Origin of the sequence: Cellulomonas sp. (assembly GCF_965229465.1) — a bacterium.
Taxonomy (GTDB): Bacteria; Actinomycetota; Actinomycetes; order Actinomycetales; family Cellulomonadaceae; genus Cellulomonas.
In genome coordinates, this window is record NZ_OZ245882.1 from 3582964 (window position 1) to 3609647 (window position 26684).

Sequence of the window (26684 nt, forward strand, 5' to 3'; positions counted from 1 at the left end):
CGGTGGACTGCCGCCGGCCCGACCGAGCACTACCGACTGAGGTGATGACGATGGCTCTGCTGACTGCAGACGAGGTCTTGAACAAGAAGTTCCAGGCCACGAAGTTCCGCGAGGGCTACGACCAGGACGAGGTCGACGACTTCCTGGACGAGGTCGTCAACACGCTGCGCGACCTGCAGGGTGAGAACGACGACCTGAAGACGAAGCTGGCGGCGGCCGAGCGCCGGATCGCCGAGCTGAGCCGCGCCGGGTCGCAGCAGGCCGCGCCGGCCCCCAAGCCGGAGCCGACGCCCGAACCGGTCGCCGCACCGGCCCCGGTGATCGCGGCTCCCGTCGCGCAGCCCGCGCCGATCGTCGCGCCGGTCCAGAGCGGACCGCGCACGAGCGAGCCGGAGTCCGCCACCGGGATGCTCGCCCTGGCACAGAAGCTGCACGACGACTACGTGCGCAGCGGCCAGGAGGAGTCCGACCGCCTCGTGGGCGAGGCCAAGAGCCAGGCCAACCGCATCGTTCGTGAGGCCGAGGAGACGTCGCAGCGCACGCTCGGTCAGCTCGAGCAGGAGCGCTCGCTCCTGGAGCGCAAGATCGACGAGCTGCGCGTGTTCGAGCGCGACTACCGCACACGCCTGAAGAGCTACCTCGAGAACCTGCTCGGCGACCTCGACAACCGGGGCAACGCGTTGCCGCCGCGTTCGGGTCAGCCGCAGCCGGTCGGAGACGGCCAGAACCTCTGACGACGTCCGGCGACCACCCGCCGGACACCCGCATCACCACAGGTCGGGTTTGTCGTACACGCACGCCACGCCGGGTTTCACCCGGCGTGGCGTGTTGTGTCCCTGCCTGTGCCCGCATACAGTCGCGTGACTTCGAGGACAGGGGGGCCCGCTCGTGGCCATCAACGATGCGCTCAGCGCGGTTGACGTCAGCACGGACACCAAGGAGCTGGCCAAGCTGGTCAAGCACTTCCCGGTACGGGACGGCGAGAAGCCGTGGACTGCACGGGAGGTCAAGGACGTCGCGGAAGAGCTCACCAGCGACATCGACCGGCTGACGAGCGAGCTGGCGGCCGCGGACGCCGAGCTGTCGGACCTGCTGCGCAACTCGGGCGACGGGGCAGGCGACGACCAGGCCGACTCCGGCTCGTCGGCGCTGGAGCGCGAGCAGGAGCTCACGCTCGTGAACAACACGCGGGACCTGCTCGCGCAGACCACCCGCTCCCTGGCGCGCATCGCGGCGGGCACCTTCGCCACGTGCGAGTCCTGCGGCAAGGCGGTCGGCAAGGCGCGTCTCCAGGCGTTCCCCCGGGCCACTCTCTGCGTCGAGTGCAAGCAGCGCGAGGAGCGTCGCTGACGCGCACGTAGACTCCTGCGGTGCCCACCACGACGGACGACCAGCCCGACGCGCCCTCGACCAGCCCGCGCCGGCGTGCGCTGCTGATCACCCTCGTCTCGATCTCGGTCGCTGTCCTGGTTCTCGACCAGCTGTCGAAGGCGTGGGCGCTGGCCTCGCTGGTCGAGGGCGAGCGTCGGGAGCTGGTGGGGAGCCTCCTGGGACTCCAGCTGGTGTTCAACTCGGGGGCGGCCCTGTCGATCGCGACCGGGATGACCTGGGTGCTGACCATCGTGGCGACCGTGGTCGTCGTGGTCGTGGTGCGCGCGAGCCGGCGGATCGGGTCCCGCGCCTGGGCGGTCGCGCTGGGTCTGCTGCTGGGTGGTGCGATCGGCAACCTGGTCGACCGGCTCGTCCGCGAGCCCGGGTTCGCCCAGGGTGAGGTGGTCGACTTCATCGCCTACGCCGACTGGTTCGTCGGCAACGTCGCGGACATCGCGATCGTGGTGGCCGCCGTGCTGGTGGTGATCCTCGCCGCGCTGGGCATCCACATCGACGGCACACGGGACTCCCGGGAGACGCACGAGGCGTCCGCGGACGACGAGACCGCCGACACGACGACCACGACCGAGCAGAATGCCTGACACGCGCGCGATGCCCGTGCCCGACGGGCTCGTCGGGGAGCGGGTGGACGCGGCTCTGGCCCGGCTGCTCGGCCTGTCCCGCACGCGTGCGGCCGAGATCGCCGAGGCCGGCGGCGTGCACCTGGACGGCAAGGTGCTGGGCAAGTCCGACCGGCTGTCCGCGGGCGGCTGGCTCGAGGTCGCGATCCCGGACGTGGTGCCCGCCGCCACCATCGAGGTCGTCGCCGAGCCCGTGCCCGGCATGCGGATCGTCTACGACGACGACGACCTGGTTGTCATCGACAAGCCCGTCGGCGTCGCCGCGCACCCGTCGCCCGGCTGGACCGGCCCGACCGTCGTCGGCGCGCTCGTGGCCGTCGGGTACCGGATCTCGACGTCCGGATCGGCCGAGCGGCAGGGGATCGTGCACCGCCTCGACGCCGGCACGTCCGGGCTGATGGTCGTCGCCAAGAGCGAGCACGCCTACACGGTGCTCAAGCGGGCGTTCAAGGACCGCACGGTCGAGAAGGTCTACCACGCGCTCGTGCAGGGCCACCCGGAGCCGACCACCGGCACCATCGACGCCCCGATCGGCCGCCACCCGAGCTCCGACTGGAAGTTCGCGGTGGTGGCAGACGGCAAGCCGTCGATCACGCACTACGAGGTGCTCGAGATGCTGCCGGCCGCGTCGCTGGTGGAGATCCACCTGGAGACGGGCCGGACGCACCAGATCCGCGTGCACTTCTCGGCCACCCGGCACCCCTGCGTGGGCGACCTCACCTACGGCGCGGACCCGTCGCTGGCGGCGCGCGTGGGCCTGACGCGGCAGTGGCTGCACGCCATGCGGCTCGGGTTCCACCACCCCAGCTCGGGCGAGTGGCTGGAGCTGACCAGCGAGTACCCCGAGGACCTCGCCCGTTCCCTGGCCGTCCTCCAGGACGGGTACGCGTGATCTCGGTCGTCCCCGTGCAGACGCCCGAGCAGCGCGCCGCGATGACGGCGATCCGGATGGCCGTGTTCGTGCAGGAGCAGAACGTGGCGGCGGAGCGCGAGATGGATGCGCTCGACGACGACCCCGGCACCCTGCACGTCCTCGCCGTGGACGACGATGGCACGGCCCTGGGCACCGCCAGGCTGCTGCCGCCGCACCGCCGGGGTGAGCCTGCACACGTCGGGCGGGTCGCGGTGAGCGCCGCCGCCCGCGGCCGAGGCGTCGGGGCGCTGCTCATGACGGCGCTCGAGGCCGCGGCGCTGGCCGAGTTCGGCGTGGCCGAGGACGGCGTCCGGACGGTGTCCGTCGAGCTCAGCGCGCAGGAGCAGGCGCTCGGCTTCTACGCCCGGCTGGGCTACGTCGCGCGGCCCGAGCGGTACCTGGACGAGGCCATCTGGCACCGCGACGCGGTGAAGGTCGTCACGTCTGCCGACACAGTCCGCGACGCGCCGAAGAGTGTCGGACCGGCGACGTAGGATCGCCCGCATGGCATCAGCTGGGGGCTCCGACTTCGTCCACCTCCACGTGCACACCGAGTACTCGATGCTCGACGGCGCGGCGCGCCTGGACGACCTGTTCACCGAGGCCAACCGCCTCGGTCAGACGGCGGTCGCCATCACGGACCACGGGTACCTGTTCGGGGCGTTCGACTTCTGGCAGAAGGCCAAGAACCACGGGATCAAGCCGATCATCGGCGTCGAGGCCTACGTCACCCCGGGCACCAGCCGGTTCGACCAGAACCGCGTGCGCTGGGGCGAGGCGCACCAGGCCTCCGACGACGTCTCCGCCCGCGGCGCGTACACGCACATGACCCTGCTGGCCAAGTCGACCAAGGGCATGCACAACCTGTTCCGGATGTCGTCGCTGGCCTCGCTCGAGGGCCAGATGGGCAAGTGGCCGCGCATGGACCGCGACCTGCTCACCACGTACAGCGACGGGCTCATCGGCACCACGGGCTGCCCGTCCGGCGAGGTGCAGACGCGCATCCGGCTGGGCCAGTTCGACGAGGCCGTCCGGTCCGCCGGGGAGCTCCAGGACATCTTCGGCAAGGAGAACTACTACGTCGAGCTGATGGACCACGGGCTCGAGATCGAGACCCGGGTCATCAAGGACCTGCGACGCCTGGCCGAGGCGATCGGTGCCCCCGTCGTCGCGACGAACGACCTGCACTACACGAAGCACGAGGACAGCCACGCGCACGAGGTGCTGCTGTGCGTCCAGTCGGGCTCCACCCTGGCCGACCCCGACCGGTTCAAGTTCGACACCGACCAGTTCTACCTGAAGTCCGCCGAGGAGATGCGGCGCACCTGGTCCGAGATCCCGGAGGCGTGCGACAACACGGTCCTCATCGCAGAGCAGTGCGAGGTGGAGTTCAACACCGACGCCAACTTCATGCCGAACTTCCCGGTCCCGGTCGGGGAGAGCGAGGACTCCTGGTTCATCAAGGAGGTCGAGACCGGTCTGCAGAAGCGGTACCACGGGACGATCCCGTCGGACGTCCGCACGCAGGCCCAGTACGAGACCGGCGTCATCACGCAGCTGGGCTTCTCGGGCTACTTCCTGGTGGTCGCCGACTTCATCAACTGGGCCAAGGACCAGGGCATCCGCGTGGGTCCGGGCCGCGGGTCAGCGGCCGGCTCGATGGCCTCGTACGCGATGGGCATCACGGAGCTGGACCCGCTGGAGCACGGCCTGATCTTCGAGCGGTTCCTCAACCCGGAGCGCGTCTCCTGGCCCGACGTCGACGTCGACTTCGACGAGCGTCGGCGCGGCGAGGTCATCCGGTACGTGACGGACAAGTACGGCGAGGACCGGGTCGCCCAGATCGTCACCTACGGCACCATCAAGGCCAAGCAGGCCCTCAAGGACGCGTCACGCGTCCTCGGTTTCCCGTTCGCGATGGGGGAGAAGCTCACCAAGGCCATGCCGCCCGCGGTGATGGGCAAGGACATCACCCTCTCCGGCATCTACAACCCGCAGGACTCCCGGTACGCGGAGGCCGACGAGTTCCGCCAGGTGGTGCAGGCGGACCCCGAGGCGCAGCGCGTGCTGGAGACGGCGCGCGGGCTGGAGAACCTCAAGCGCCAGTGGGGCGTGCACGCGGCCGGCGTGATCATGTCGAGCGAGCCCCTGGTGGACATCGTCCCGATCATGCGACGCCCGCAGGACGGCGCGATCATCACCCAGTTCGACCAGCCGGGGTCCGAGGCCCTGGGCCTGATCAAGATGGACTTCCTCGGCCTGCGCAACCTGACGATCCTCGACGACGCGCTCGAGAACATCGAGATGAACGGCAAGGCCTCCATCAAGATCGAGGAGGTGCCGCTCGACGACCCGGCGACGTACGAGCTGCTCGGTCGCGGCGACACGCTGGGGGTGTTCCAGCTCGACGGCGGGCCGATGCGGTCTCTGCTGCGCCAGATGCGCCCCGACAGCTTCGAGGACATCTCGGCCGTCATCGCGCTGTACCGCCCGGGTCCGATGGGGATGCAATCCCACATCAACTACGCGCTGCGCAAGAACGGCCTGCAGAAGGTCGAGCCCATCCACCCCGAGCTGGAGGCACCGCTCGAGGAGGTCGTGGGCATCACCCACGGGCTGATCGTCTACCAGGAGCAGGTGCAGCGCGCCGCGCAGAAGCTGGCCGGCTACACGCTCGGTCAGGCCGACCTGCTGCGGCGCGCGATGGGCAAGAAGAAGAAGGAGGTCCTGGACAAGGAGTTCGTGCCGTTCCAGGCCGGCATGCGCGAGCGCGGGTACTCCGACGCCGCCATCACCGCCGTCTGGGACGTGCTGGTGCCCTTCGCCGGGTACGCCTTCAACAAGGCGCACTCCGCGGCGTACGGCGTCATCTCCTACTGGACCGCCTACCTCAAGGCCAACTACCCGACCGAGTACATGGCCGGGCTGCTCACCAGCGTGCGCGACGACAAGGACAAGTCCGCGCTCTACCTGGGCGAGTGCCGGCACATGGGCATCACGGTGCTCGCGCCGGATGTGAACTCGTCCTCGGCCAACTTCACGGCCGTCGGCAAGGACATCCGGTTCGGCCTGACCGCCATCCGCAACGTCGGCGCCAACGTGGTGGACGCGATCGTGCGGGCACGGGAGGAGAAGGGCGAGTTCACCTCCTTCAATGACTTCCTGCAGAAGGTTCCGGCGGTCGTCTGCAACAAGCGGACGATTGAGTCGCTAATCAAAGCCGGTGCCTTCGACTCCCTCGGCCACACACGACGAGGCATGTTGCTCGTGCACGAAGGCAACGTCGATATCGTCATCGGGGCGAAGCGCAAGGAGGCCGAGGGCCAGTTCGACCTGTTCGCCGACGAAGACACATCGTTCGGCACGGAGTTCATGCAGCCGGTGCCCGACAAGTTGCCGGACTGGGACAAGAAGCAGCGGCTGGCGTTCGAGCGGGAGATGCTCGGCCTGTACGTGTCCGACCACCCGCTGTCGGGGCTCGAGCACGTGCTCGCTGCCGCGGCGGACGTGTCGATCGCCACGCTGCTGCAGGACGAGCAGCGGCCGGACGGCTCCACGGTCGTCGTCGCCGGGCTCATCACGTCCCTCCAGCGCAAGATGTCGAAGCAGGGCAACCCGTGGGCCGCGGTCACCATCGAGGACATGGAGGCCTCGGTCGAGATCATGTTCTTCGGCGAGACCTACCTGGCGTACTCCACGGCGCTGGCCGAGGACGCGGTCGTCGTGGTCCGCGGACGGGTGCGGCGCCGCGACGAGACCATGCAGCTCCAGGCCATGGAGGTGTCGCTGCCCGACGTCTCGCAGGCCGCCGACGCCCCCGTGGTGGTCTCGATGGCGGTCTCCCGGTGCACGCCGCCGGTGGTCGAGCGGCTGCGCGAGGTGCTCGCCACGCACCCGGGCGTCACCGAGGTCCACCTGCGACTCACCAGCCCCGGCCGTGCCACCGTCATGCGGCTCGACCACGGGCTGCGTGTCGAGCGGTCGCCCTCCCTGTTCGGGGACCTCAAGGCGCTGCTCGGGCCTAGCTGCCTGGCGTCCTGACCAGCCACGCGAGTACCTGCGCCGCGTGGTGGTCGGGCGGGAACACCGGGTAGAACACCTTCTCGACGATCCCGTCACTCACGACCATCGTGAGCCGGCGCAGGAGCGTTCGGCCGTCGGCGTCGAAGGTGGGCAACCGGAGCGCTCCCGTCAGGGCGAACGCGTCGTCGCTGAGCATCGCGAACGGAAGGTGCAGCCGCTCGACGGCCTCGCGCTGGTAGTCGGAGTCCTGCGTCGAGAGGCCGTACACCGCCGACGCGCCGGCGGCGAGCAGGTCGGCGTGGTGGTCGCGGAACGCGCACGCCTCCGCGGTGCAGCCTCGGGCGCCGGGGATGGCGTCCCAGTCGTCGGGCAGCTGCGCGTGCGGTCCGCCGGTCAGCGGGTATGCGTACAGGATCGTGCGCCCGGGACCGAGCCGGTCGAGGTCGATCGCGGATCCGTCGGTGGCGATCAGGGTGATCGCCGGGATCGCGGCCCCGACGAGATGGTCCGCCGCGCCGTCGTCCAGGGGCACCGGCAGGTCGTCGGGAAGGCGGGTCAGGTCGATCACCCCGTGAGCCTACCTATATGCTCCTTGCGTTATATAACCCTGCGTGGAAATATGAGCGCTGTGCAGGTCATGGACGCGTTGGGGGACCCCGTACGGCGACGTCTCGTCGAGCTCCTTGCCGACGGTGAGCGCAGCGCGGGCCAGCTGGCGACGGCTGTCGGCGCCGAGTTCGGCATCAGCCAGCCGGCGGCGTCGCGGCACCTGCGGGTGCTGCGCGAGGCCGGGGTCGTCGACTCGGAGCCGCGCGGTGCCGTGCGGCTCTACTCGGTGCGGCCGGAGGCGCTCGACGAGGTGGAGCGCTGGGCACACCGGGTCCGGCGGTTCTGGGACGGCCACCTGGACGCACTGGAGACCGAGATCGCTCGAGGGCGGAGGAGACGAGATGACGACTGACGTGTGGGGAGTGCTCCGGCCGTCGGCGACCGGGATGACGGTCCGCTTCGAGCGGCGGTACGCGACGACCGCCGACGACCTCTGGTCCAGCGTGACGGAGCCGGAGCGGCTCGCCCGCTGGCTCGGGCCGGTCTACGGCGACCTCCGCGTGGGCGGCCGCTACGAGCTGCGGATGGGCGAGGACGTCGACGGCTCGCCGCAGAACGCGGTCGGGGAGGTCCTCGAGTGCGACCCGCCCCACCGCCTGCTCGTCGCCTGGCGGTTCCCCGGGGAGGACGAGTCGCACGTGGCGCTCGACATCCGTCCGGACGGTGACGGCGCGGTCCTGGTGCTCGAGCACCTGGACCTGTCCGAGTCCGCGGCGCGCGGCTACGGCGGCGGCTGGCACGCGTCGCTCGACCAGCTCGACGACCACGTGGCCGGCCGCCCGGTGCGGGCGTGGGACGACCTGTTCGCCGCCGCCCTGCCCCGTTACCGGGAGGCGTGACGGTCGGTCAGCCGACCGTGGCCTCCTTGTAGCCGGTCGGCAGGTCCACCTCGACCACGTCGCCGCGCACGAGCTGGCGGCCGCGACGCGTCTCGTCCTCGCCGTTCACCGTGACGGCGCCGTCCTCCAGCAGGGCGCGGGCGTGCGCGCCGGAGTCGGCGAGGTCCGCGAGCTTGAGGAACTGGCCGAGCCGGATCGAGTCGTCGGAGATGGGGACCTGGGTCATGGCAGCAGTCTGCCGTGCTCCGCGACCGTGTGTGGCGCAGCGCACGCCCGCCCAGTGGTCCAGGCCAGGCCACGGGCAGAGGTCCGTCCTATGCTCGGGAACGTGATCACCCGGATCGACCTGCGCGGTCGCACCCTGTCGCGCCGTGAGCTCCTGGAGGAGCTGCCCCGTGCCGAGGTCGACGTCGAGCACGCCGCCGAGGTCGTCGCGCCCATCCTTGCCGACGTCCGCAAGCGTGGCGCAGCCGAGCTGCGGGACCTCGCCGAGCGGTTCGACGGCGTGCGCCCGGTGCACCTGCGCGTCCCCGTCGAGACGATCGCCGCCTCGGTCGGGGTGCTCGACCCCGACGTGCGGGCGGCACTCGAGGAGACCATCCGGCGCGTCCGCCAGGTGCACGGTGCCCAGCGGCCCGCCGACTTCACGGTCGAGCTGGCGCCCGGCGCCCAGGTCCGGCAGCGCTGGGTCCCCGTCCGCCGCGTGGGGCTCTACGTGCCCGGTGGGCTCGCCGTGTACCCGTCGTCCGTGGTCATGAACGTCGTCGCAGCGCAGGCGGCCGGGGTCGTCTCGCTCGCCGTGGCGTCGCCGCCGCAGAAGGACCAGGGCGGCCTGCCTGACCCGGTCGTGCTCGCCACGTGCGCCCTGCTCGACATCGACGAGGTGTACGCCGTGGGTGGCGCGCAGGCTGTCGCGATGTTCGCCTACGGCGCGGCCGGCTCCGACGACGTGGACGGCGAGACGCTCTGCGAGCCCGTCGACGTGGTGACCGGTCCCGGCAACGTGTACGTCGCCGCGGCCAAGCGGCTGGTGCGGGGGATCGTCGGCATCGACGCCGAGGCCGGCCCCACCGAGATCGCGATCCTGGCCGACGGGACCGCGGACGCCACGCACGTCGCCGCCGACCTGGTCTCGCAGGCAGAGCACGACCCGCTCGCCGCGGCCGTCCTGGTGACTCCGTCGGTCGAGCTCGCCGGCGCGGTCGAGGCCAAGCTGATCGACCGGGTGGACGCCACGCAGCACCGGGAGCGCGTGATGACCGCGCTGCGGGGCGAGCAGTCCGCGATCGTGCTGGTCGACGACCTGGAGCAGGGCCTCGAGGTGGTCAACGCGTACGGCGCCGAGCACCTCGAGATCCAGACGGTCGACGCGGCGGCGCTCGCCGAGCGCGTGACCAGCGCGGGCGCCATCTTCGTCGGTGCGTACTCGCCGGTCTCGCTCGGTGACTACATGGCCGGCTCCAACCACGTCCTGCCCACCGGCGGCTGCGCGCACTTCGCCAGCGGCCTCGGGGTGCACTCGTTCCTGCGGGCCGTGCAGGTGATCGAGTACGACGCCGACTCGCTCGCCGCGGTGGCGGACAAGATCGTCGCGCTCGCGGACGCCGAGGGGCTCCCCGCGCACGGCGAGGCGGTGCGCGCCCGATTCTGACCCTGACCGCCGCCCATGGGCGTGCCCGCCACCTCAGCCACCGTCGAGAGGACAGCCTGTGACAGGCAACGCGACGTTCCGCCACCGCGATGTCGCGCTCCTTGCCGTCGTCGGCATCGAGGCGCCCGTCGTGGTGCCGTCGACGGTGTTCGACGAGCGCCTCGCGCCCACCCTGGAGCGGCTGCGCCTGCCGCGCGGTCTGCTCTCGCGCGTGGCCGGTGTGCACGAGCGCCGCTGGTGGGACGGCGAGATGACCTTCGACGACGCCGCGACCGCCGCGGGCGCCAAGGCGCTGGCCGAGGCCGGGATCGACGCGGGCGACGTGGGCCTGCTCATCAACACGTCGGTGACCCGGACGTTCCTCGAGCCGTCGGTCGCGTCCCGCATCCACTCGGGGCTCGCGCTGCCGTCGAGCGCGCTCAACTTCGACCTGACCAACGCGTGCCTCGGCTTCGTCAACGGCATGACGCTCGCGGCCCAGCTGATCGACTCGGGTCAGGTCCGGTACGCGGTCATCGTCAACGGTGAGGACCCGCGACCCACGCAGGAGGCGACCCTCACGCGGATGACCTCGCCCGAGACCACCCGGGAGACGTTCCTGGAGGAGTTCGCCACGCTCACGCTCGGTGCGGGTGCCGCCGCCGCCGTCCTCGGCCCGGCGCACCTGCACCCCGGAGCGCACCGGCTCGTGGGTGGCGTGGCGCGGTCTGCCACCCAGCACCACGAGCTCTGCGTCGGGGGCGTCGACGGGATGAGGACGGACCCGAGCGGCCTGCTGGCGGGGGGCCTGGAGCTGGTCGTCGACGCGTGGAACGAGGCGCAGCCCGAGTGGGGCTGGGGGGACGTCGACCGCATCGTCACCCACCAGGTCTCGTCGGTGCACACCCGGTCGATCGTCGAGGCGCTGGGGCTGGACGCGGCCAAGGTGCCGACGACCTTCCCGCGCTGGGGCAACGTCGGCCCGGCCGCGCTGCCCATGACACTGGCCGAGCAGGGCGACTCGCTGCGCACGGGTGACCGCGTGCTGTGCATGGGGGTCGGCTCCGGCCTGCACACCGCCATGGCCGAGATCGTCTGGTGACGGCCGCGTCGACCCCGCCCGCGGACGTCCTCGCGGCCGGGGGGATCGACCCGCGCTGGTCGCGGGTGGTCCGGGTGGGCTCGCGCTCCTGGCACCTGCTGGACAACGGGCCGACGCTCGACGCCGAGCCGGTCGGCACGCTGCTGTGCGTGCACGGCAACCCGACGTGGTCGTTCCTGTGGCGACGCCTGCTCGCGGCCGGCGCGCGCACCGAGCGGCCTTGGCGGGTGATCGCCGTCGACCAGCTGGAGATGGGGTACTCCGAGCGCACGGGCGAGCAGCACCGGCTGGCCGACCGGGTGGCGCAGCTCGGCGCGCTGACCGACGAGCTGGGCCTGGCCGGGCCGGTGGTGACCGTGGGGCACGACTGGGGCGGCGTCGTCAGCCTCGGCTGGGCGCTCGACCACCCCGACCTGCTGGCCGGGGTCGTCCTGACCAACACGGCCGTGCACCAGAACGCCGACGAGCCGTTGCCCACCGCGCTGCGGGTGGCCACCGCGCCCGGCGTCCTGCCGGTCGGCACCGTGACCACGCCGGCGTTCCTGGAGGCCACGCTCGCGCTGGCGCACCCCCGGCTGGACGCGGAGGTCGCCGACGCGTTCCGGGCGCCCTACCGGACCGCGGAGCGCCGGGCGGGGATCGGCGGGTTCGTCACCGACATCCCGGCCGGACCGGACCACCCGAGCCGGCCGGAGCTGGACCGGATCGCCGACGGTGTGAGCCGTCTCGACGTGCCGGCGCTGCTGCTCTGGGGTCCACGCGACCCGGTGTTCTCGGCGCGGTACCTGCGGGACCTGCGCGCCCGGCTCCCGCACGCGGACGTGCACCGCTTCGAGGGCGCCGGCCACCTGGTGGTCGAGGACGCGGACGTCGCGGGCGCCGTGCTGCGCTGGCTGGACGCGCGTGACAACCCCGCGCCGCCGGTCGAGGGGCACGAGCCGTTCCGCGCGCTCGGCGCCACGCTGGTCGAGCGGGCCGAGGACGAGGGCACGGCGCTCATCGAGCTGGCCGGGTCGCGCTCGCGAGGGGTCAGCTGGGCCGCGCTCGCCGCCCGGACCGAGCAGCTGGCCCGAGGCCTCGCGGCGAGCGGCGTCCGACCGGGCGACCGGGTCGCGCTGCTGGTGCCGCCGGGCGCCGACCTCACCGCCGTGCTGTACGCGTGCCTGCGTCTCGGGGCTGTCGTGGTGGTCGCCGACGCGGGGCTGGGGGTCCAGGGGCTGACGCGGGCGGTGCGTGCCGCGGAGCCGACGGTCGTGATCGGGATCGAGCGTGCGCTCGTGGCGGCCCGGTGGCTGCGGTGGGCGCCGACGCTGGTCAGCGCGGGGCCGCTGCGGGCCGGGGTCGCGAAGGCGCTGGGGGTGAGCGCGTCCCTCGACGAGCTCGCCGCCCTCGGTCGGGGGTCGACCGACGACCTCCCGTGGCCCGACGCCGACGCGGACGCCGCGATCCTGTTCACCTCCGGCTCCACCGGGCCGGCCAAGGGCGTCGCCTACACGCACCGCCGGCTGGCCGCGATGCGCGACGTGGTGGCCCGCACGTACGGGGTCGGCCCGGACAGCCCGCTCGTCGCGGCGTTCGCGCCTTTCGTGCTCCTGGGCCCCGCGCTCGGCGCGACGAGCGCGAGCCCGGACATGGACGTCACGGCTCCGGGGACGCTCACGGCCAGGGCGCTCGCCGAGGCGGTGCGCGCGGTCGACGCCTCGGTGGTGTTCGCGTCGCCCGCCGCACTGCGGTCCGTGGTGCGCACGGCGGACGGCTCGGAGCTCGCCGCCCTGGCCGGTGTCCGGCTGTTCCTGTCGGCCGGTGCTCCGGTCGGCGTCCCCCTGCTCGAGGCAGCAGCCGCACTCCTGCCCGCCGCCGAGGTGCACACGCCCTACGGCATGACCGAGGCGCTCGTCGTCGCCGACGTCTCGCTCGACGAGCTCCGCACAGTCGGCACCGGCGACGGGGTGTGCGTCGGCAGGCCGGTGTCCGGGGTCCGGGTGACGGTCAGCGCGCTGGACGCCGACGGCGAGGCCACCGGCGCACCCGAGCAGACCGTCGGGGTGACCGGCGAGGTGCTGGTCAGCGCGGCGCACGTCAAGGAGCGGTACGACGGGCTCTGGCTCACGCAGCAGGAGTCCGCGCGGGACGCGGGGTGGCACCGGACGGGAGACGTGGGCCACCTGGACGGAGACGGTCGGCTGTGGATCGAGGGCCGGCTGGCGCACGTGCTGGTCACCGCCGACGGCGTCCGCACCCCGGTCGGGCTCGAGCAGCGCGCGCAGGACGTGGCCGGGGTGGTGTCTGCGGCGGTCGTCGGCGTCGGGCCGCGGGGCGCGCAGCAGGTGGTCGTCGTGCTCCAGCCCGAGGTGTACTCGCACGGTCCGGTCGTCGCGGAGCCTGACCTGGCCGCTGCGGTGCGGTCCGCGCTCCCCGGCACGGACGTCGCCGCCGTGCTCGTCGTGGAGCAGCTGCCCACCGACGTCCGGCACGGCTCGAAGATCGACCGGTCCCGCGTGGCAGCCTGGGCCGAGCGCGTGCTCTCGGGGGAGCGGGCTCGGCTGTGACGCGCGTGCTGGTCACCGGCGCGAGCGGCATGCTCGGGCGGGCGGTGGCGGAGCGACTCGTGGGCGACGGTCATGACGTGCGGACACTGCAGCGCAGCGGGTCCGGCGTCGCCGGCGCACAGGACGTCGCCGGGTCGGTCACCGACCCGGACGCGGTGGGTGCCGCCGTCCGCGATCGCGAGGCGGTCGTCCACCTGGCGGCCAAGGTGGGGATCACCGGCCGCCCTGAGCAGTTCGAGGACGTCAACGTCGAGGGCACCCGCCTCCTGCTGGCGGCGGCCGGGGCGGCAGGCGTCGGTCGGTTCGTGCACGTCTCGTCGCCGTCGGTGGCGCACCTCGGCCGGTCGCTCGCCGGTGCGGGTGCCGCGCCGGCCGACCCCGCGCACGCCCGCGGCCCGTACGCACGGACCAAGGCCGCGGCGGAGCTCCTCGCACTCGCGGCCGACGACCCCGGCGGGCTGCGCGTGATCGCCGTCCGCCCGCACGTGGTGTGGGGGCCGGGGGACACGCAGCTGATCGGTCGCGTGGTCGACCGCGCGCGAGCGGGCCGGCTGCCGGTGCTCGGCCACGGAGCGGCGCTCATCGACACCACGTACGTGGACAACGCGGTCGACGCGCTCGTGGCCGCGCTGGAGGCCGACGAGAGCGCGTTCGGCGAGGCGTACGTCGTCACCAACGGCGAGCCGCGCCCGGTGGTCGAGCTGATGGCCGGGATCTGCGCCGCGGCGGGCGTCCCGATGCCGCGACGGCACGTGCCCGCGGCGCTGGCGCGCGGCGCGGGGTCGGTGCTCGACGCCGCGTGGCGCACGTTCCCTCTACCCGGCGAGCCGCCGCTGACCCGTTTCGTCGCCGAGCAGCTGTCGACGGCGCACTGGTTCGACCAGCGCCGCACGCGCCAGGCGCTCGGCTGGACGCCGCGCGTGAGCCTCGACGAGGGTCTGGCGCGGCTGGCGGCGTGGACCGCGCGGCAGGCGTCGGCGCCCGCTCCCTAGACTCGGCACGTGACTGCTGATCTCGCCCGCGGGCGCCTGCCCCTGCGGCCCGACCTCGTCGGCCTCGAGCCCTACGGCGCCCCCCAGCTGGACGTGCCGCACCTGCTCAACGTCAACGAGAACCCGTACGCACCCTCGTCCGATGTCGTGGCGGACATCGCCGCAGCCGTCGCGGACGCGGCGGCGGGCCTGAACCGCTATCCCGACCGGGACTTCGAGGCGCTCCGGGCAGACCTGGCCGCCTACCTGCACGTGGAGTCCGGCGTCGCGCTGGCCACCGAGCAGGTCTGGGCGGCCAACGGGTCGAACGAGATCATGCTGCACGTCCTGCAGGCGTTCGGGGGGCCGGGGCGCACGGTGCAGTCGTTCGCGCCGACCTACTCGATGTACCCCGAGTACGCGCGGGACACGTTCACGGGGTGGGTCGCCGGGCGCCGCGAGGCCGACTTCGGACTCGACGCCGACGTGGCGCGCGCCGCGATCGCCGAGCACGCCCCGTCCGTCGTGCTGCTGGCCAGCCCCAACAACCCCACGGGGACCGCGCTGCCCGCCGAGACGGTCCTCGCGGTGCTCGACGCCGCGGCCACGGTGCCGGGCGGCTGCGTCGTCGTCGTCGACGAGGCCTACGGCGAGTTCCGCCGCACGGGCACGCCGTCCGCGCTCGAGCTGCTGGCCGACCACCCTCACCTCGCCGTGAGCCGGACCATGTCCAAGGCGTTCGGCCTGGCCGGCGCGCGCGTCGGCTACCTCGCCGCGGCGCCGGCCCTCGTCGACGCCCTGCGGGTGGTGCGCCTGCCGTACCACCTCTCCGCCGTGACGCAGGCGGTGGCCCGGGCGGCGCTCCGGCACGCGCCCGCGCTGATGGCCCAGGTGGGGTCGCTGCGCGACGAGCGCGACGCCCTCGTGGTGTGGCTGCGGGACCGCGGGCTGACCGTGGCGGAGTCCGACGCGAACTTCGTCCTGTTCGGCCTGTTCGACGACCGGCACGCGATCTGGCAGGGTCTGCTCGACCGTGGCGTCCTGATCCGTGAGGTCGGGCCCGACGGATGGCTGCGGGTGTCGGTCGGCACCCCGCAGGACATGGTGGCGTTCAGGGACGCCCTGGTGGAGGTGGCTGCACTGTGAGTGCTCGCAAGGCCCGTACCGCGCGGATCGAGCGTGCGACCAGTGAGTCGAGCGTCCTGGTCGAGCTCGACCTGGACGGCACCGGTCGCACCGACATCTCGACCACCGTGCCGTTCTACGACCACATGCTCACGGCCCTGGGCAAGCACTCGCTCATCGACCTCACCGTGAAGGCGACGGGCGACACGCACATCGACGCGCACCACACGGTCGAGGACGTCGCCATCACGATCGGCCAGGCGCTGCGGGAGGCCCTCGGCGACAAGCGCGGCATCTCGCGGTTCGGCGACGCCACGGTGCCGCTCGACGAGGCGCTCGCGCAGGCGGTCGTCGACGTGTCCGGCCGGCCCTACCTGGTGCACACCGGGGAGCCGCCCGGGCAGGAGTACCACCTGATCGGCGGCCACTTCACGGGGTCCCTCACCCGGCACGTGCTCGAGTCCATCGCGCACCACGCCGCGTTCAGCATCCACGTCCGCGTGCTCGCGGGCCGCGACCCGCACCACATCGTCGAGGCGCAGTTCAAGGCGCTGGCGCGTGCGCTGCGGTTCGCCGTGGCGCTCGATCCCCGCGTGGAGGGCATCCCGTCGACGAAGGGCGCGCTGTGACGGACCTGCCCGACGACTTCGAGGTCCCCGACGACCTCTCCGGCCTGCTCGACGGCGCCGACGAGGACCCGTCGGTCGTCCTGGTGATCACGCAGGTCGCCGCCCCGGCCCCGCTCGCGGCCGCCTGCGCGATCGCCAAGGTCGAGGTCGACGTCGTGCCCACCCCCATCGGCGCGATCGCGTCCCTGCGTGACCCGAAGGCCGCCTCGGACGGCGCCGCGGCGATCTCCAAGCTGCTCCGGACCATCCCCGTGATCCTGCTGGAGCGCCGCGAGGGACAGATCACCGCGTCGCGCTGGACGGCGGGCGAGCGGGGCGACGACCTGCCCGCCGGCCTCGTGCTCTCGGACGCGCCGGCGGTGCTGGAGGACCTGCTGCTCGGGTCGGTGCAGGCCGGAGACGTCGAGGGCATGGTCACCAGCGTCGGCATGTCCCGCTGGCAGGCGATGCGCACGATCGCCAAGCGCGGGCAGGTGTAGCGGTACAGACGGAATCGTTTAGCCGGTCGCGGGTGCCGCGCCCAGGTGGTTGCCTGACCGACATGACTCGCCGAAGCCGCACCGTCGCGCTCCTCGCCCTGCTGTGTTCTCTGCTCGGGATGTCGGGGGTCGCCGCCGCCCAGGTGGCCACCGCCGCACCCGTCCTGTGCGACCAGTGGGGCAGCGCCCCGATCCAGGGCGGCCGGTACACCGTGATGAACAACCGGTGGGGCACCAGCGCCACCCAGTGCATCGACGTCAGCAGCACCGGCTTCACCGTGACGCAGGCCGACGGCACGGCGGCGACGAACGGCGCGCCCAAGTCCTATCCGGCGGCGTACTACGGCTGCCACTACTCCAGCTGCACCACCAACGGGAACATCCTCAGCCCCAACGGCCTGCAGGCGTCGGACCCCCGGTTCGCGTCGGTGTCGACCAGCGTGAGCATGACGTACCCGAGCAGCGGGACGTACGACGCCGCCTATGACATCTGGTTCCACAAGTCCCGTCCCACGACCACCACCCAGCAGAACGACGGCGCCGAGCTGATGGTCTGGCTCAACCACGCCGGACCCATCCAGCCGATCGGCTCGAAGATCGGCACCGCGACCATCGCCGGCGCCACGTGGGATGTGTGGTCCGGCAACAGCGGCTGGAACGTCATCTCCTACGTGCGCCAGCAGCCCACCGCGTCGGCCACCTTCCTGGTGAACGACTTCTGGAAGGACGTCGTCAGCCGCGGGCTGGGGTCCACCAGCTGGTACCTGACCAGCATCCAGGCGGGCTTCGAGCCGTGGGTGGGTGGCACCGGCCTGACCCTGAACAGCTTCTCCGTGACGACGGACGGCACGCAGCCGACGCCGACGAGCACGCCGACGCCCACACCGACGAGCACGCCGACGCCGACGTCCACTCCGACCTCCGGACCCGCGGGCTGCACCGCGACGCTGGCCATCACCGGCACGTGGCAGGGCGGCTTCCAGGGCGCGGTCACGGTCAAGAACACCGGGTCCGCGATGCTGAGCCGCTGGTCGGTCGGGTGGACGTTCCCGTCCGGCCAGACGATCAACAACCTCTGGAACGGGGTGCCGTCGCAGAGCGGCTCGCAGGTGACGGTGGCGAACGCCCCGTACAACGGCCTGCTCGGGGCGGGCGCGTCGACGACGTTCGGGTTCGTGGGGAACGGGTCCGCGCCGGGGTCGCTCGCGCTCACCTGCACGGGTTCCTGATCCCACCGGGACGGGCGCCGGTCGTCTCGCAGACCGGCGCCCGTCCGTCGCGGGGTGGCGCCGCGGGTACCGTGGTCCGGTGCCTGCCCAGCCCTTCGTCGTCGTGCTCGACCACGGCGCCGACGACCTCGCCCCGCTGGCGGAGGCGTTGACCGGGGCAGGTGCCCGGGTGGCCGTCACGGCGGACAAGCGTGCTGCACTCGCGGCCGACGGGCTCGTGATCGCGGGCCGTGCACGCGCGGCGGACGTGATGCCGGCACTGCGGGCGATCGGCGCGGACCAGGTGGTCGACCGTCGGCTGGCCGGGGGCCGCGCGGTCCTCGCGGTGGGCGTCGGCATGCACGTCATGTTCACGGAGGTCGTCCAGGACGGCACGGCGACCGAGGGCCTGGGGGAGTGGGCGGGAGTCGTGGACGCCGTCGGCGCTCCTGCGGGCCCGGCCGAGGTCGAGGTGCCCGAGGGCTCGTCGCTGTTCACCGGCTTGGAGGACGCCCGGTTCCACGTCGCCCTCGCGCACGCCGCCCGTGCGTTCCCCCTGCTCGACGACTGGCCGGCCGACACCCGCCTGGTCGTCCCGCTCGTCACCTGGTCCCGCGGCGACGAGCGGTTCGTCGTCGCCGTCGAGAACGGCCCCCTCGTCGCGCTCCAGGTGCACCCGGAGTCCTCCGGAGACGCCGGCGCGCAGGTGCTCGCCCGCTGGGTCTCGTCCTTGCCCACCACCGCCCTCGACCCCGGAGTGACCGCATGACCGACCGCCTCGAGCTGCTGCCCGCCGTCGACGTCGCCGACGGGCAGGCTGTCCGCCTGACCCAGGGCGCCGCCGGCACCGAGACCGGCTACGGCGACCCGCTGTCCGCGGCGCTGGACTGGCACGCGGGCGGGGCGGAGTGGATCCACCTCGTGGACCTCGACGCCGCCTTCGGGCGCGGGTCCAACGCGGCGCTGCTCGCCGAGGTGACGGCGGAGCTCGTCGCCAAGGGCGTCAAGGTCGAGCTGTCGGGCGGCATCCGCGACGACGCCTCCGTCGAGCGCGCGCTCGGCACCGGCGCCACCCGGATCAACCTCGGCACCGCCGCGCTGGAGAACCCCGAGTGGACGGCGCGGGTGATCGGGTCGTTCGGCGAGCAGATCGCGGTGGGCCTCGACGTGCGCGGCACCACGCTGGCTGCCCGGGGCTGGACGCAGGAGGGCGGGGACCTCTGGGAGGTGCTCGCGCGGCTGGAGGACGCCGGCTGCGCCCGCTACGTGGTGACCGACGTCCACAAGGACGGCATGCTCAACGGCCCGAACGTCGAGCTGCTGGAGCAGATGTGCGCGCGGACGGACGCGCCCGTGATCGCGTCCGGCGGGGTGTCCAGCCTCGAGGACCTGCGCGTGCTGCGGACGCTGGTCCCGCTCGGCGTCGAGGGCGCGATCGTCGGCAAGGCGCTGTACGCGGGGGCATTCACGCTGCCTGAGGCGCTGGACGTCGCCGGCCGCCCGTGACGGGACGCGAGCTGCCCCCGTCGTCGCCGTTCGCGGGGGACGACGGCACCGCGCACCCGGCCGTCGCGGCCGCGCTCGACGCCCTGGCCACCGGTGCCGGCACGGTCGCGGACCTGGTCGACGCCCTCGCGGGCACCCGCGTGCTGGTGCCGGTGCTGGCCGAGCTCGAGGTCGAGGACACGGTCGAGCACGACGGGCACGCGCACACGGTGGACAAGGAGGCGTCGGCGGGCATCGTCGCGCTGCGGGCGCCCGACGGCCGGACGGCGCTGCCGGTGTTCACCTCGGTCGCGACGATGGCCGCGTGGCGCCCGGACGCCCGACCCGTGCCGTCCGACGTCGCCCGTGCGGCGCTGTCCGCCGTGACCGAGGGGTGGGAGGTGCTCGTCGTCGACCCGGGCGGTCCGACGACGGTGCTCGTCCCGCGCCCCGCCGTCTGGGCGCTCGCGCAGGGGGAGCGGTGGCGGCCGGCCGTGACGGCGGACGTCGTCGACCCCGAGGTCGGTGAGGCGATCTCGGCCGCGGTGTCGCCCGTGGCCGGCGTCGTGGCCGTCGTGGCCGTCCCCGGGACGCGCGCCGAGGTGGCGGTGGTCGTCGAGCTCGTCCCCGGGCTCGACCGGGCGGGGCTGGACGCGGTGCTCGCGCAGGTCAACTCCGCGCTGGCGGGCGTGGAGCTGGTCGCGACGCGCGTGGACTCGCTCGAGCTGCGTCCGCGCCTCGCCCGCTAGCGACGCTTGACCGCCCAGGCGAGCGCGAGCGCGGTGACCACGACCGCACCGACCAGCTGACCGCCGAGGATCACGCGGTTCAGGTCGAGCGTCGGCTGCCAGTGGGCGCCCGACGAGTCCACGACGAAGACGCCCACGGCCTTGACGTGCACGCCGTACCCGCCGCCCCCGCCGTGCCCCTCCTGGTGGCCCGCCGGCACTTCCTCGTCCTGCGTCCTGGACGGCGCACCTGCCTCGCCGGAGCCTGCTCCGGAACCGGTCGCGCCCCAGACGCGGGCGACGGGGATGACGAGCGTGCCCTCGCGCTCGTACGCCTCCCCGAACACGCGGCGGACGGTCAGGGTGTCGTTCACGGCCCGCGTGACGTCGGCGGGGTCGAAGTGCGGGAGCGCCATGGGAGTCCTCCGAGGATCTGGTCAGCCCGTGCAGGGGGCTGTCGGTGTGAACGACGCCTCGTCGTCGAGCATGGAGCGCAGCGTGCTCACGGGTACGACAAAACTGTGCCCCTTCGAGTCCTTCGCGTACACCACCCCGACCACGCGACCGTCGCTGTCGAGCACCGCCGACCCGGAGCTGCCGGGCTCCACCGGCGCGTCGGTGACCAGCACCTCTCCCAGGTTCTCGTTGAGCGGGTCGGTCTCGCTGGAGACCACGTGCCCGGTGGTCACGGTGAGCGCGCGCCCGAGCGGGTAGCCGACCACCGTGACGGTGTCGCCGATCGCGGGGTCGGCCGCCGCCAGCTCGGGCGCGGCCGGCAGGGCGTCCTCCGTGCGCACGATCGCCAGGTCGGCCAGGTCGGCGGTGCTCGCTGCGGCGGCGGTCAGGTCCCGGCCGTCGTACGTGCTGAGCTGGAGGGTCGAGGAGTCCTTGACCACGTGGCGGTTGGTCACCAGCGTGTGGTCGTCGAGCGCGAAGCCCGACCCGGTCGACAGGGTGCCGCAGCCGATGTTCCGGATCCGCACGGCCATCCGCTGTGCGGAGTCGAACCCGTCGGGGGACAGGTTGCCGCTCGAGGTGGGGGTCTGCTGCGGCAGGTCGCTGGGCACGACGCTCGTCGGAACCGGGTCGGGCAGGGCCGGCAACATGCTGCACCCGCCGGCGAGCACCACGAGCGCGACGACGCCGCCGGTGCAGCCGACCAGCACCGCGCGTCGCGTCATCGGTCGAGCTCGCGCTGGAGCGCCGCGTTGGCGTCGGTCGCCCTGGCGCACACCGTCTGCACGTCGGAGGTGAACCGCTCGAGGTCGTCCGGGTCGTACTGCGACGAGTTCTGGAGGTAGCCGATGAGCCGCTGCTGACCGTCCACGCAGCTGGCCAGCGCCGTGGCCACCTGCCCCGCGGCCTGCGACACCCGGGACTGGTAGTCCGCGAGCTGCTGCTGCGACGCGCTCGTGTCTCCGAGCTGCGCCTTCTCGTCCGCCAGCTGGGTGATCCGCTCCTGGGCGGTGGTCAGCTGCGCGCTGATGGCGTCGAGCTCAGCCTGCGTGGCCTCGAGGTCGGCCTGCGACGCGGCCAGCTGCTCGCCCGTCGAGCGCGCGAGCGTCTCCCACTCCTGCGTCGACGCCTGCCAGGCCTCGTTCGTCGCGAACATCCGCGAGAGGACCAGGCCCGAGGCCACCAGGGCGGCGACGAGCAGCACCGCGAGGACCACCGTCGCGGCACGGGGGCGCCGCCGTCGGGGTGCCGCCGGCTCGACCGGGGCGTCCTGCTCGGTCGGCAACCAGGCGGCGGAGTCGGGCACGGGCGCAGGTGGGCGTGCCGGGATGACCTCGGTCACCGGTGGCTCCGCGACGTCGGGTGTGTCGCGCGAGCGAGGCTCGTCGGGCAGCATCCGCCCAGGATAGGAGCCGGGACTGTGACGCCGAGGCGAAGTCCGCCGGCGGCCGCGACGTCAGACGACGGAACCGGTGAACTTCTCGCCCGGCCCGTCGCCGGGGGCGTCGGGGAAGGGGGAGGCCTCGCGGAAGGCGAGCTGGAGCGAGCGCAGGCCGTCGCGCAGGGAGCGGGCGTGCTGGTTGCCGATGTCCGGCGCCGAGGCGGTCACCAGTGCGGCGAGCGCCGTGATGAGCTTGCGGGCCTCGTCCAGGTCGAGGAAGTCGGCGCCCGCTCCGCCAGGACCGTCCTCGGCCAGGCCGCACTTGACCGCGGCCGCGCTCATGAGGTGGACGGCCGCGGTGGTGATGACCTCGACGGCGGCGACGTCCGCGATGTCGCGGGTGGCTGCGGTCGTGGGGTCGGTGCTCTCGCTCATGGCCCGATCCTCTCATCGGGTCTCTGCCCGTCCGCCCAGTCGCGTCCCGCGCCGGTTCGGGGGGAGCGTCCGGCTCTGGTAGTCTTATCAGTCGACTGACCTGGGCTGTGGCCCGCTGCTCTCGGGAGTGATCCCGGGATACGGCGGCTGCGGACCAGGGGCACAAGTGGAGTCCCTCCCACCTGGGCCTCGACCGTTCGGTGCGTTGGATGCGCACCGTCGACAGAGACCGGGTTCCAGTCCGCACCGGACGGCGCCAGCCGCTCCCGGGGGCGTGAGCATGGCTCCGGCCATGATCACCGCGGACCTCGAGGCCTCCTCCTGTGACCAGGACGGGGGCCTTCCTCGTTCCCGGCCGTCGCCCACGACGAACCTGAGGAGCACCACATCAGCGAGCCCCGCATCAACGATCGGATCCGCGTCGCCGAGGTCCGCCTGGTCGGCCCCAACGGCGAGCAGGTCGGCATCGTCCGCGTGGAGGACGCCTTGCGCCTGGCCCAGGACGCCGACCTCGACCTCGTCGAGGTGGCACCTGACGCTCGTCCGCCTGTCTGCAAGATCATGGACTACGGCAAGTTCAAGTACGAAGCAGACATGAAGGCCCGCGAGGCCCGGCGGAACCAGACCAACACGGTCCTCAAGGAGATCCGTTTCCGGCTGAAGATCGACCCGCACGACTACGGCACCAAGAAGGGCCACGTCGAGCGGTTCCTCACTGCCGGCGACAAGGTCAAGGTCATGATCATGTTCCGCGGCCGTGAGCAGTCGCGCCCCGAGATGGGCGTGCGCCTGCTCCAGCGGCTCGCGGACGACGTGTCCGAGCTCGGCTTCATCGAGAGCATGCCCAAGCAGGACGGGCGCAACATGATCATGGTGCTCGGCCCGATGAAGAAGAAGGCCGACCAGAAGCTGGAGCAGCGCCGTGCGGCGCAGGCTGCGGCTGCCCGTGAGCAGAACGCGGCTGCCGCTGCCGCCGCGGCTGCTGCTGCGGCGAACCCGGCCGCTTCCGAGCCCGTCGTCGAGGCGCCTGCCCCGGTCGAGGCCCCGGTCGTCGTCGACGCGCCCGCAGCCGTCGAGGCATCCGCTCCAGTCGAGGCTTCTGCTCCCGTCGAGACCCCCGCGGAGTCGCCGGCTGCTGCCGAGACGCCCGTGGTGGTCGAGACGCCTGCCGTCGTCGAGACACCTGCCGTCGTCGAGAAGCCCGCGGCCGTGGAGGCACCGGCAGTCGCGTCGGCAGCCCCTCGTGCGGCCGCGTCTGCTCCCCGTCCGGCCGCCTCGCGTCCGGCCGCACCGCGCTCGACGCCCGCCGCCGCACCCCGTGCGACGACTCCGCGTCCTGCCGCAGCCGCTCGCCCCGCAGCGTCGGCCCCTCGGCCGGCCGCTGCATCCAAGCCGGCGACGCCCGCCGCGCAGGCTCCGGCCGCAGCCCCCTCGGCCGCGCCGAAGCCTGCGACGCCGAAGCCCGCCACGCCGAAGCCGACCGGAACCCCGAGGCCCGCGCCCCGGCCGGGTCCGGCCGCTCCGGCGAAGGCACAGACCAGCACGACGGCCTCGGAAGAGGCCAGCTGAACCAGCACGAACGGACGGCCCGGCCCCCCGGTCGGACCGCACCAGACAAGTCGTACGAACCCGTGCGATGTGAACGACAAGGAGACACGGCAGCCATGCCGAAGAACAAGACGCACTCCGGTGCCAAGAAGCGCTTCCGGGTCACCGGGACCGGCAAGGTCATGCGTGAGCAGGCCGGCGGTCGCCACCTGCTCGAGCACAAGTCGAGCCGTCGCACCCGCCGCCTCGCCGGCGACCTCGTCGTCTCCCCTGCCGACGCCCCCCGCATCAAGAAGCTGCTCGGTAAGTGACCCCGGGGGCGCACCTGCGCCCCGGTCACTCGGCCCGAGCCTGAGACAAGCAAGGAGCATCACGTGGCACGCGTGAAGCGGGCGGTCAACGCCCAGAAGAAGCGCCGTACAACCCTCGAGCGCGCTGCGGGCTACCGCGGTCAGCGGTCCCGCCTGTACCGGAAGGCGAAGGAGCAGGTCACCCACTCCCTCGTCTACGCGTACCGCGACCGCAAGGTGCGCAAGCAGGACTTCCGCAAGCTGTGGATCCAGCGCATCAACGCTGCGTCCCGCGAGCAGGGCCTGACCTACAACCGCCTCATCCAGGGCCTCAAGCTCGCCGGCATCGAGGTGGACCGCCGCGTGCTGGCCGACCTCGCCGTGAACGACGCCGCGACGTTCGTGACGCTCGTCAACGCCGCGAAGGCCGCCCTGCCCGAGGACGTCAACGCGCCGAAGGCTGCGTGACCCTCGACCGCTGCTGAGCCGACCGCCCGATCGCCCCGCCGCCGCGGGGCCGGGCGGCGGCTCGGTGCACCCGGAGCCCCCGGAGCCCCTCGGCTCACCGGGGGCTTCGTCGTCCCCGGGCATGATGTCCCCGTGACCGACGACATCCTGACCAACCCCCGCGCCGAGCGGGTCAAGGCGGTGCGCGCGCTGGCGGGGCGCTCGGTGCGGCAGCGTGCCGGGCGGTTCGTCGTGGAGGGGCCGCAGGCGGTACGTGAGGCGGTGCTCGCTGCCGACGTGCACGACCTGTACGTCACGGCGGAGTCGGCGCGGCGGTACCCGGAGATCGTCGGGTCGGCGCGCGACCGGGCCATCCGGGTGCACGAGGGCACGACCGAGGTGCTCGACGCGATGAGCCCGGACGGGCAGCAGGTGGTCGCGGTGGCGTCGTTGGTGGGGCACACCCTCGAGTCGGTCCTGGCTAGCGCACCCACGCTGGTGGCGGTGCTCGCGCACGTCCGCGACCCCGGGAACGCGGGCACGGTGATCCGCGCGGCCGACGCCGCCGGGGCCGATGCCGCGGTGCTCACCGACGAGAGCGTCGACGTGCACAACCCCAAGGTGGTCCGGTCGACCGCCGGGTCGTTGTTCCACCTGCCGGTCGTCACCGGGGCGGACCTGGCGACGACGGCGTCGGCCCTGCGCGCGGCCGGGCTGCTCGTCCTGGCGGCGGACGGGATCGGCACCTTCGACCTGGACGACCTGCTCGACGTGGCCGGCTCCGCGGAGGACGGCGTCCCGGACCTGTCGCGCCCGACGGCCTGGGTGTTCGGCAACGAGGCCTGGGGCCTGCGCGACGAGGACCGGGCGCTGGCCGACGCGGTGGTGCGGGTGCCGATCCGGGGCCGTGCCGAGTCGCTCAACCTGGCGACGGCGGCGACGGTCTGCCTGTACGCGAGCTCGCGGGCGCAGCGATGAGGCTGTTCGCCGCGGTGTGGCCACCAGAGGACGTCCTCGACCACCTGGACCTGGCGCTGGCCTCGGTGCGGGGCGCGCCGTCGGGGATGTTGTCGGCGGTGCGCTGGTCCGCGCGCGAGACGTGGCACCTGACGGTCGCGTTCTACGGGGAGCTCCCGGACGGGGCGCGGCCCGGTCTCGCCGCGGACCTGGCGCAGGTCGCCGCCGGGGTCGAGCCGTACGAGCTGGGTCTGCGCGGCGCCGGGGTCTTCTCGCACCGCACGATGTGGGTCGGCGTCGCGGGGAACCTGGAGTCGCAGCGGACCGTCACCCGCGGCTGCGTCGAAGCAGGGGAGGCCGCAGGCGGGCTCGTGGACAGCAGGCCCCGCGAGCGGCCGCACCTGACCATCGGTCGGGTCCCTCCGGGGAGCCGTCCGACGCGCCGCGGTTCGTCGCGGGCGGACGTGTCCGGCCTCCGGCCAGACACTCGGATGACGGACGAGGCCCGCGTCGCCGAGTCCCTCGTGCGCGCCCTGGCGGTGTATGAGGGGCCGCGGTGGCTCGTCGACGAGCTGCTGCTGGTGTCCTCGCGTCCGGGAGCCGGACGCGGTGGGGGACCGCTGTACGAGCGCGTCGGGACGTTTCCGCTCGGACGACAGCGGGGGACCGTGGCAGGATGACCGGCATGACAGCGCGAGCGCAGGCGGCCGGTGGTCGCCGATTTCCCGGGCCCGTACCCGGGCCGCGCCGCTGACGCGCATCTGAGCTGGCCGTCCGACGCTGGACCGGCCGCACTCACCCGGATCGGGCGCCTCTAGACTTGTCCGCTGGCCGGGTGCTCGTGCGCCCTGGCCATGGCCGTGCTCCG

30 protein-coding genes are annotated in these 26684 nt (G+C 73.1%); 24 read left to right on the plus strand and 6 right to left on the minus strand.

The genetic code is table 11. From position 1 onward, the window contains the following. Window positions 1–50: 50 nt before the first annotated feature. From ACO06A_RS16945 to dnaE, 6 genes are all read left to right on the plus strand, one after another. Window positions 51–734 carry a DivIVA domain-containing protein gene (locus ACO06A_RS16945; RefSeq protein ID WP_421733368.1) on the plus strand — a complete coding sequence of 228 codons (684 nt, stop codon included), beginning with the start codon at window positions 51–53 and terminating at the stop codon, window positions 732–734. Between the two features lie 154 nt (window positions 735–888). Beyond that, complete coding sequence (locus ACO06A_RS16950) at window positions 889–1350, plus strand: TraR/DksA family transcriptional regulator (protein ID WP_056093434.1); 462 nt, start codon at window positions 889–891, stop codon at window positions 1348–1350. Between the two features lie 20 nt (window positions 1351–1370). After that, entirely contained in the window at window positions 1371–1973 is a 603-nt protein-coding gene (locus ACO06A_RS16955) for a signal peptidase II (protein WP_421733369.1), read from the plus strand. Continuing rightward, complete coding sequence (locus ACO06A_RS16960; protein ID WP_421733370.1) at window positions 1966–2904, plus strand: RluA family pseudouridine synthase; 939 nt, start codon at window positions 1966–1968, stop codon at window positions 2902–2904. Before ACO06A_RS16955 ends, ACO06A_RS16960 begins: the two co-directional genes overlap by 8 nt. Further along, on the plus strand, window positions 2901–3419 hold the full coding sequence (locus ACO06A_RS16965) for a GNAT family N-acetyltransferase (protein ID WP_421733371.1): 519 nt from the start codon (window positions 2901–2903) through the stop codon (window positions 3417–3419). The genes ACO06A_RS16960 and ACO06A_RS16965 overlap by 4 nt, the downstream gene beginning before the upstream one ends. A 10-nt stretch (window positions 3420–3429) precedes the next feature. Beyond that, window positions 3430–6966: a DNA polymerase III subunit alpha gene (dnaE, locus tag ACO06A_RS16970; RefSeq protein ID WP_421733372.1), complete on the plus strand. Its 3537-nt coding sequence runs from the start codon at window positions 3430–3432 to the stop codon at window positions 6964–6966. Here the strand turns inward: dnaE and ACO06A_RS16975 are convergent. Next, entirely contained in the window at window positions 6947–7516 is a 570-nt protein-coding gene (locus tag ACO06A_RS16975; RefSeq protein WP_421733373.1) for a peroxiredoxin, read from the minus strand. The genes dnaE and ACO06A_RS16975 overlap by 20 nt on opposite strands. A 51-nt stretch (window positions 7517–7567) precedes the next feature. Between ACO06A_RS16975 and ACO06A_RS16980 the strand changes: the two genes are divergently transcribed. Continuing rightward, the gene (locus ACO06A_RS16980; protein WP_421733374.1) at window positions 7568–7909 is read left to right on the plus strand and encodes an ArsR/SmtB family transcription factor; all 342 of its coding nucleotides are present in this window, start codon (window positions 7568–7570) and stop codon (window positions 7907–7909) included. After that, complete coding sequence (locus ACO06A_RS16985; RefSeq protein ID WP_421733375.1) at window positions 7899–8396, plus strand: SRPBCC family protein; 498 nt, start codon at window positions 7899–7901, stop codon at window positions 8394–8396. The genes ACO06A_RS16980 and ACO06A_RS16985 overlap by 11 nt, the downstream gene beginning before the upstream one ends. A 7-nt stretch (window positions 8397–8403) precedes the next feature. Here ACO06A_RS16985 and ACO06A_RS16990 read toward each other — a convergent pair whose 3' ends face one another. Further along, complete coding sequence (locus ACO06A_RS16990) at window positions 8404–8622, minus strand: RNA-binding S4 domain-containing protein (protein ID WP_175347374.1); 219 nt, start codon at window positions 8620–8622, stop codon at window positions 8404–8406. A 102-nt stretch (window positions 8623–8724) separates the two neighbouring features. Between ACO06A_RS16990 and hisD the strand changes: the two genes are divergently transcribed. The 11 genes from hisD to ACO06A_RS17045 all read left to right on the plus strand — a co-directional run bounded on the left by hisD (window position 8725) and on the right by ACO06A_RS17045 (window position 20323). After that, a complete protein-coding gene (gene hisD, locus ACO06A_RS16995; protein ID WP_421733376.1) occupies window positions 8725–10047 on the plus strand; it encodes a histidinol dehydrogenase in 1323 nt (440 codons plus the stop codon). 58 nt (window positions 10048–10105) lie between these two features. Continuing rightward, window positions 10106–11128: a 3-oxoacyl-ACP synthase III gene (locus ACO06A_RS17000; RefSeq protein WP_421733377.1), complete on the plus strand. Its 1023-nt coding sequence runs from the start codon at window positions 10106–10108 to the stop codon at window positions 11126–11128. Then, window positions 11125–13677 (plus strand): alpha/beta fold hydrolase, encoded by a 2553-nt coding sequence (locus tag ACO06A_RS17005; RefSeq protein ID WP_421733378.1) that lies wholly within the window; start codon window positions 11125–11127, stop codon window positions 13675–13677. Before ACO06A_RS17000 ends, ACO06A_RS17005 begins: the two co-directional genes overlap by 4 nt. Then, a complete protein-coding gene (locus ACO06A_RS17010) occupies window positions 13674–14669 on the plus strand; it encodes an NAD-dependent epimerase/dehydratase family protein (RefSeq protein ID WP_421733379.1) in 996 nt (331 codons plus the stop codon). Before ACO06A_RS17005 ends, ACO06A_RS17010 begins: the two co-directional genes overlap by 4 nt. 9 nt (window positions 14670–14678) lie before the next feature. After that, a complete protein-coding gene (locus ACO06A_RS17015; RefSeq protein WP_421733380.1) occupies window positions 14679–15794 on the plus strand; it encodes a histidinol-phosphate transaminase in 1116 nt (371 codons plus the stop codon). After that, a complete protein-coding gene (gene hisB, locus ACO06A_RS17020) occupies window positions 15791–16402 on the plus strand; it encodes an imidazoleglycerol-phosphate dehydratase HisB (protein WP_421733381.1) in 612 nt (203 codons plus the stop codon). The genes ACO06A_RS17015 and hisB overlap by 4 nt, the downstream gene beginning before the upstream one ends. After that, complete coding sequence (locus ACO06A_RS17025) at window positions 16399–16881, plus strand: hypothetical protein (protein WP_421733382.1); 483 nt, start codon at window positions 16399–16401, stop codon at window positions 16879–16881. The genes hisB and ACO06A_RS17025 overlap by 4 nt, the downstream gene beginning before the upstream one ends. Before the next feature lie 62 nt (window positions 16882–16943). After that, entirely contained in the window at window positions 16944–18110 is a 1167-nt protein-coding gene (locus ACO06A_RS17030; protein WP_421733383.1) for a GH12 family glycosyl hydrolase domain-containing protein, read from the plus strand. Between the two features lie 79 nt (window positions 18111–18189). Beyond that, window positions 18190–18858 carry an imidazole glycerol phosphate synthase subunit HisH gene (locus tag ACO06A_RS17035; RefSeq protein WP_421733384.1) on the plus strand — a complete coding sequence of 223 codons (669 nt, stop codon included), beginning with the start codon at window positions 18190–18192 and terminating at the stop codon, window positions 18856–18858. After that, window positions 18855–19595, plus strand: a complete 741-nt coding sequence (gene priA, locus ACO06A_RS17040; RefSeq protein WP_421733385.1) for a bifunctional 1-(5-phosphoribosyl)-5-((5-phosphoribosylamino)methylideneamino)imidazole-4-carboxamide isomerase/phosphoribosylanthranilate isomerase PriA — start codon at window positions 18855–18857, stop codon at window positions 19593–19595. Before ACO06A_RS17035 ends, priA begins: the two co-directional genes overlap by 4 nt. Continuing rightward, a complete protein-coding gene (locus tag ACO06A_RS17045) occupies window positions 19592–20323 on the plus strand; it encodes an SseB family protein (protein ID WP_421733386.1) in 732 nt (243 codons plus the stop codon). The genes priA and ACO06A_RS17045 overlap by 4 nt, the downstream gene beginning before the upstream one ends. On the opposite strand, the gene ACO06A_RS17050 is transcribed toward ACO06A_RS17045, so the two are convergent. From ACO06A_RS17050 to ACO06A_RS17065, 4 genes are read right to left on the minus strand one after another with little or no spacing between them, the layout of a single operon-like run. Continuing rightward, entirely contained in the window at window positions 20320–20718 is a 399-nt protein-coding gene (locus ACO06A_RS17050) for a spore germination protein GerW family protein (protein ID WP_421733387.1), read from the minus strand. The genes ACO06A_RS17045 and ACO06A_RS17050 overlap by 4 nt on opposite strands. A 21-nt stretch (window positions 20719–20739) precedes the next feature. Continuing rightward, the gene (locus tag ACO06A_RS17055) at window positions 20740–21483 is read right to left on the minus strand and encodes a trypsin-like peptidase domain-containing protein (protein ID WP_421733388.1); all 744 of its coding nucleotides are present in this window, start codon (window positions 21481–21483) and stop codon (window positions 20740–20742) included. Further along, window positions 21480–22154: a hypothetical protein gene (locus tag ACO06A_RS17060; protein ID WP_421733389.1), complete on the minus strand. Its 675-nt coding sequence runs from the start codon at window positions 22152–22154 to the stop codon at window positions 21480–21482. The genes ACO06A_RS17055 and ACO06A_RS17060 overlap by 4 nt, the downstream gene beginning before the upstream one ends. 60 nt (window positions 22155–22214) lie before the next feature. Then, window positions 22215–22574: a DUF1844 domain-containing protein gene (locus ACO06A_RS17065; protein WP_421733390.1), complete on the minus strand. Its 360-nt coding sequence runs from the start codon at window positions 22572–22574 to the stop codon at window positions 22215–22217. 414 nt (window positions 22575–22988) lie between these two features. On the opposite strand from ACO06A_RS17065, the gene infC reads away from it, so the two are divergent. The 5 genes from infC (at window position 22989) to ACO06A_RS17090 (ending at window position 26496) form a co-directional block, all read left to right on the plus strand. Next, the gene (gene infC, locus ACO06A_RS17070) at window positions 22989–24143 is read left to right on the plus strand and encodes a translation initiation factor IF-3 (RefSeq protein WP_421736086.1); all 1155 of its coding nucleotides are present in this window, start codon (window positions 22989–22991) and stop codon (window positions 24141–24143) included. 95 nt (window positions 24144–24238) lie between these two features. After that, window positions 24239–24433 carry a 50S ribosomal protein L35 gene (rpmI, locus tag ACO06A_RS17075; RefSeq protein ID WP_056093494.1) on the plus strand — a complete coding sequence of 65 codons (195 nt, stop codon included), beginning with the start codon at window positions 24239–24241 and terminating at the stop codon, window positions 24431–24433. Between the two features lie 63 nt (window positions 24434–24496). Further along, window positions 24497–24880, plus strand: coding sequence for a 50S ribosomal protein L20 (gene rplT, locus ACO06A_RS17080; protein WP_175347362.1), 384 nt, complete (start codon window positions 24497–24499; stop codon window positions 24878–24880). A gap of 132 nt (window positions 24881–25012) precedes the next feature. Beyond that, window positions 25013–25837, plus strand: a complete 825-nt coding sequence (locus ACO06A_RS17085; RefSeq protein WP_421733391.1) for a TrmH family RNA methyltransferase — start codon at window positions 25013–25015, stop codon at window positions 25835–25837. Next, window positions 25834–26496: a 2'-5' RNA ligase family protein gene (locus tag ACO06A_RS17090; protein WP_421733392.1), complete on the plus strand. Its 663-nt coding sequence runs from the start codon at window positions 25834–25836 to the stop codon at window positions 26494–26496. Before ACO06A_RS17085 ends, ACO06A_RS17090 begins: the two co-directional genes overlap by 4 nt. Window positions 26497–26684 lie beyond the last annotated feature (188 nt).

What these genes read in the sequence shown, in the direction of transcription:
- ACO06A_RS16945 (WP_421733368.1), top strand. Translation starts at nt 51, where the DNA reads ATGGCTCTGCTGACTGCAGACGAGGTCTTGAACAAGAAGTTCCAGGCC.
- ACO06A_RS16960 (WP_421733370.1), top strand. Translation starts at nt 1,966, where the DNA reads ATGCCTGACACGCGCGCGATGCCCGTGCCCGACGGGCTCGTCGGGGAG.
- dnaE (WP_421733372.1), top strand. Translation starts at nt 3,430, where the DNA reads ATGGCATCAGCTGGGGGCTCCGACTTCGTCCACCTCCACGTGCACACC.
- ACO06A_RS16980 (WP_421733374.1), top strand. Translation starts at nt 7,568, where the DNA reads ATGAGCGCTGTGCAGGTCATGGACGCGTTGGGGGACCCCGTACGGCGA.
- ACO06A_RS16985 (WP_421733375.1), top strand. Translation starts at nt 7,899, where the DNA reads ATGACGACTGACGTGTGGGGAGTGCTCCGGCCGTCGGCGACCGGGATG.
- ACO06A_RS16990 (WP_175347374.1), bottom strand. Translation starts at nt 8,622, where the DNA reads ATGACCCAGGTCCCCATCTCCGACGACTCGATCCGGCTCGGCCAGTTC.
- ACO06A_RS17030 (WP_421733383.1), top strand. Translation starts at nt 16,944, where the DNA reads ATGACTCGCCGAAGCCGCACCGTCGCGCTCCTCGCCCTGCTGTGTTCT.
- priA (WP_421733385.1), top strand. Translation starts at nt 18,855, where the DNA reads ATGACCGACCGCCTCGAGCTGCTGCCCGCCGTCGACGTCGCCGACGGG.
- ACO06A_RS17050 (WP_421733387.1), bottom strand. Translation starts at nt 20,718, where the DNA reads ATGGCGCTCCCGCACTTCGACCCCGCCGACGTCACGCGGGCCGTGAAC.
- ACO06A_RS17055 (WP_421733388.1), bottom strand. Translation starts at nt 21,483, where the DNA reads ATGACGCGACGCGCGGTGCTGGTCGGCTGCACCGGCGGCGTCGTCGCG.
- ACO06A_RS17060 (WP_421733389.1), bottom strand. Translation starts at nt 22,154, where the DNA reads ATGCTGCCCGACGAGCCTCGCTCGCGCGACACACCCGACGTCGCGGAG.
- ACO06A_RS17065 (WP_421733390.1), bottom strand. Translation starts at nt 22,574, where the DNA reads ATGAGCGAGAGCACCGACCCCACGACCGCAGCCACCCGCGACATCGCG.
- rpmI (WP_056093494.1), top strand. Translation starts at nt 24,239, where the DNA reads ATGCCGAAGAACAAGACGCACTCCGGTGCCAAGAAGCGCTTCCGGGTC.
- ACO06A_RS17090 (WP_421733392.1), top strand. Translation starts at nt 25,834, where the DNA reads ATGAGGCTGTTCGCCGCGGTGTGGCCACCAGAGGACGTCCTCGACCAC.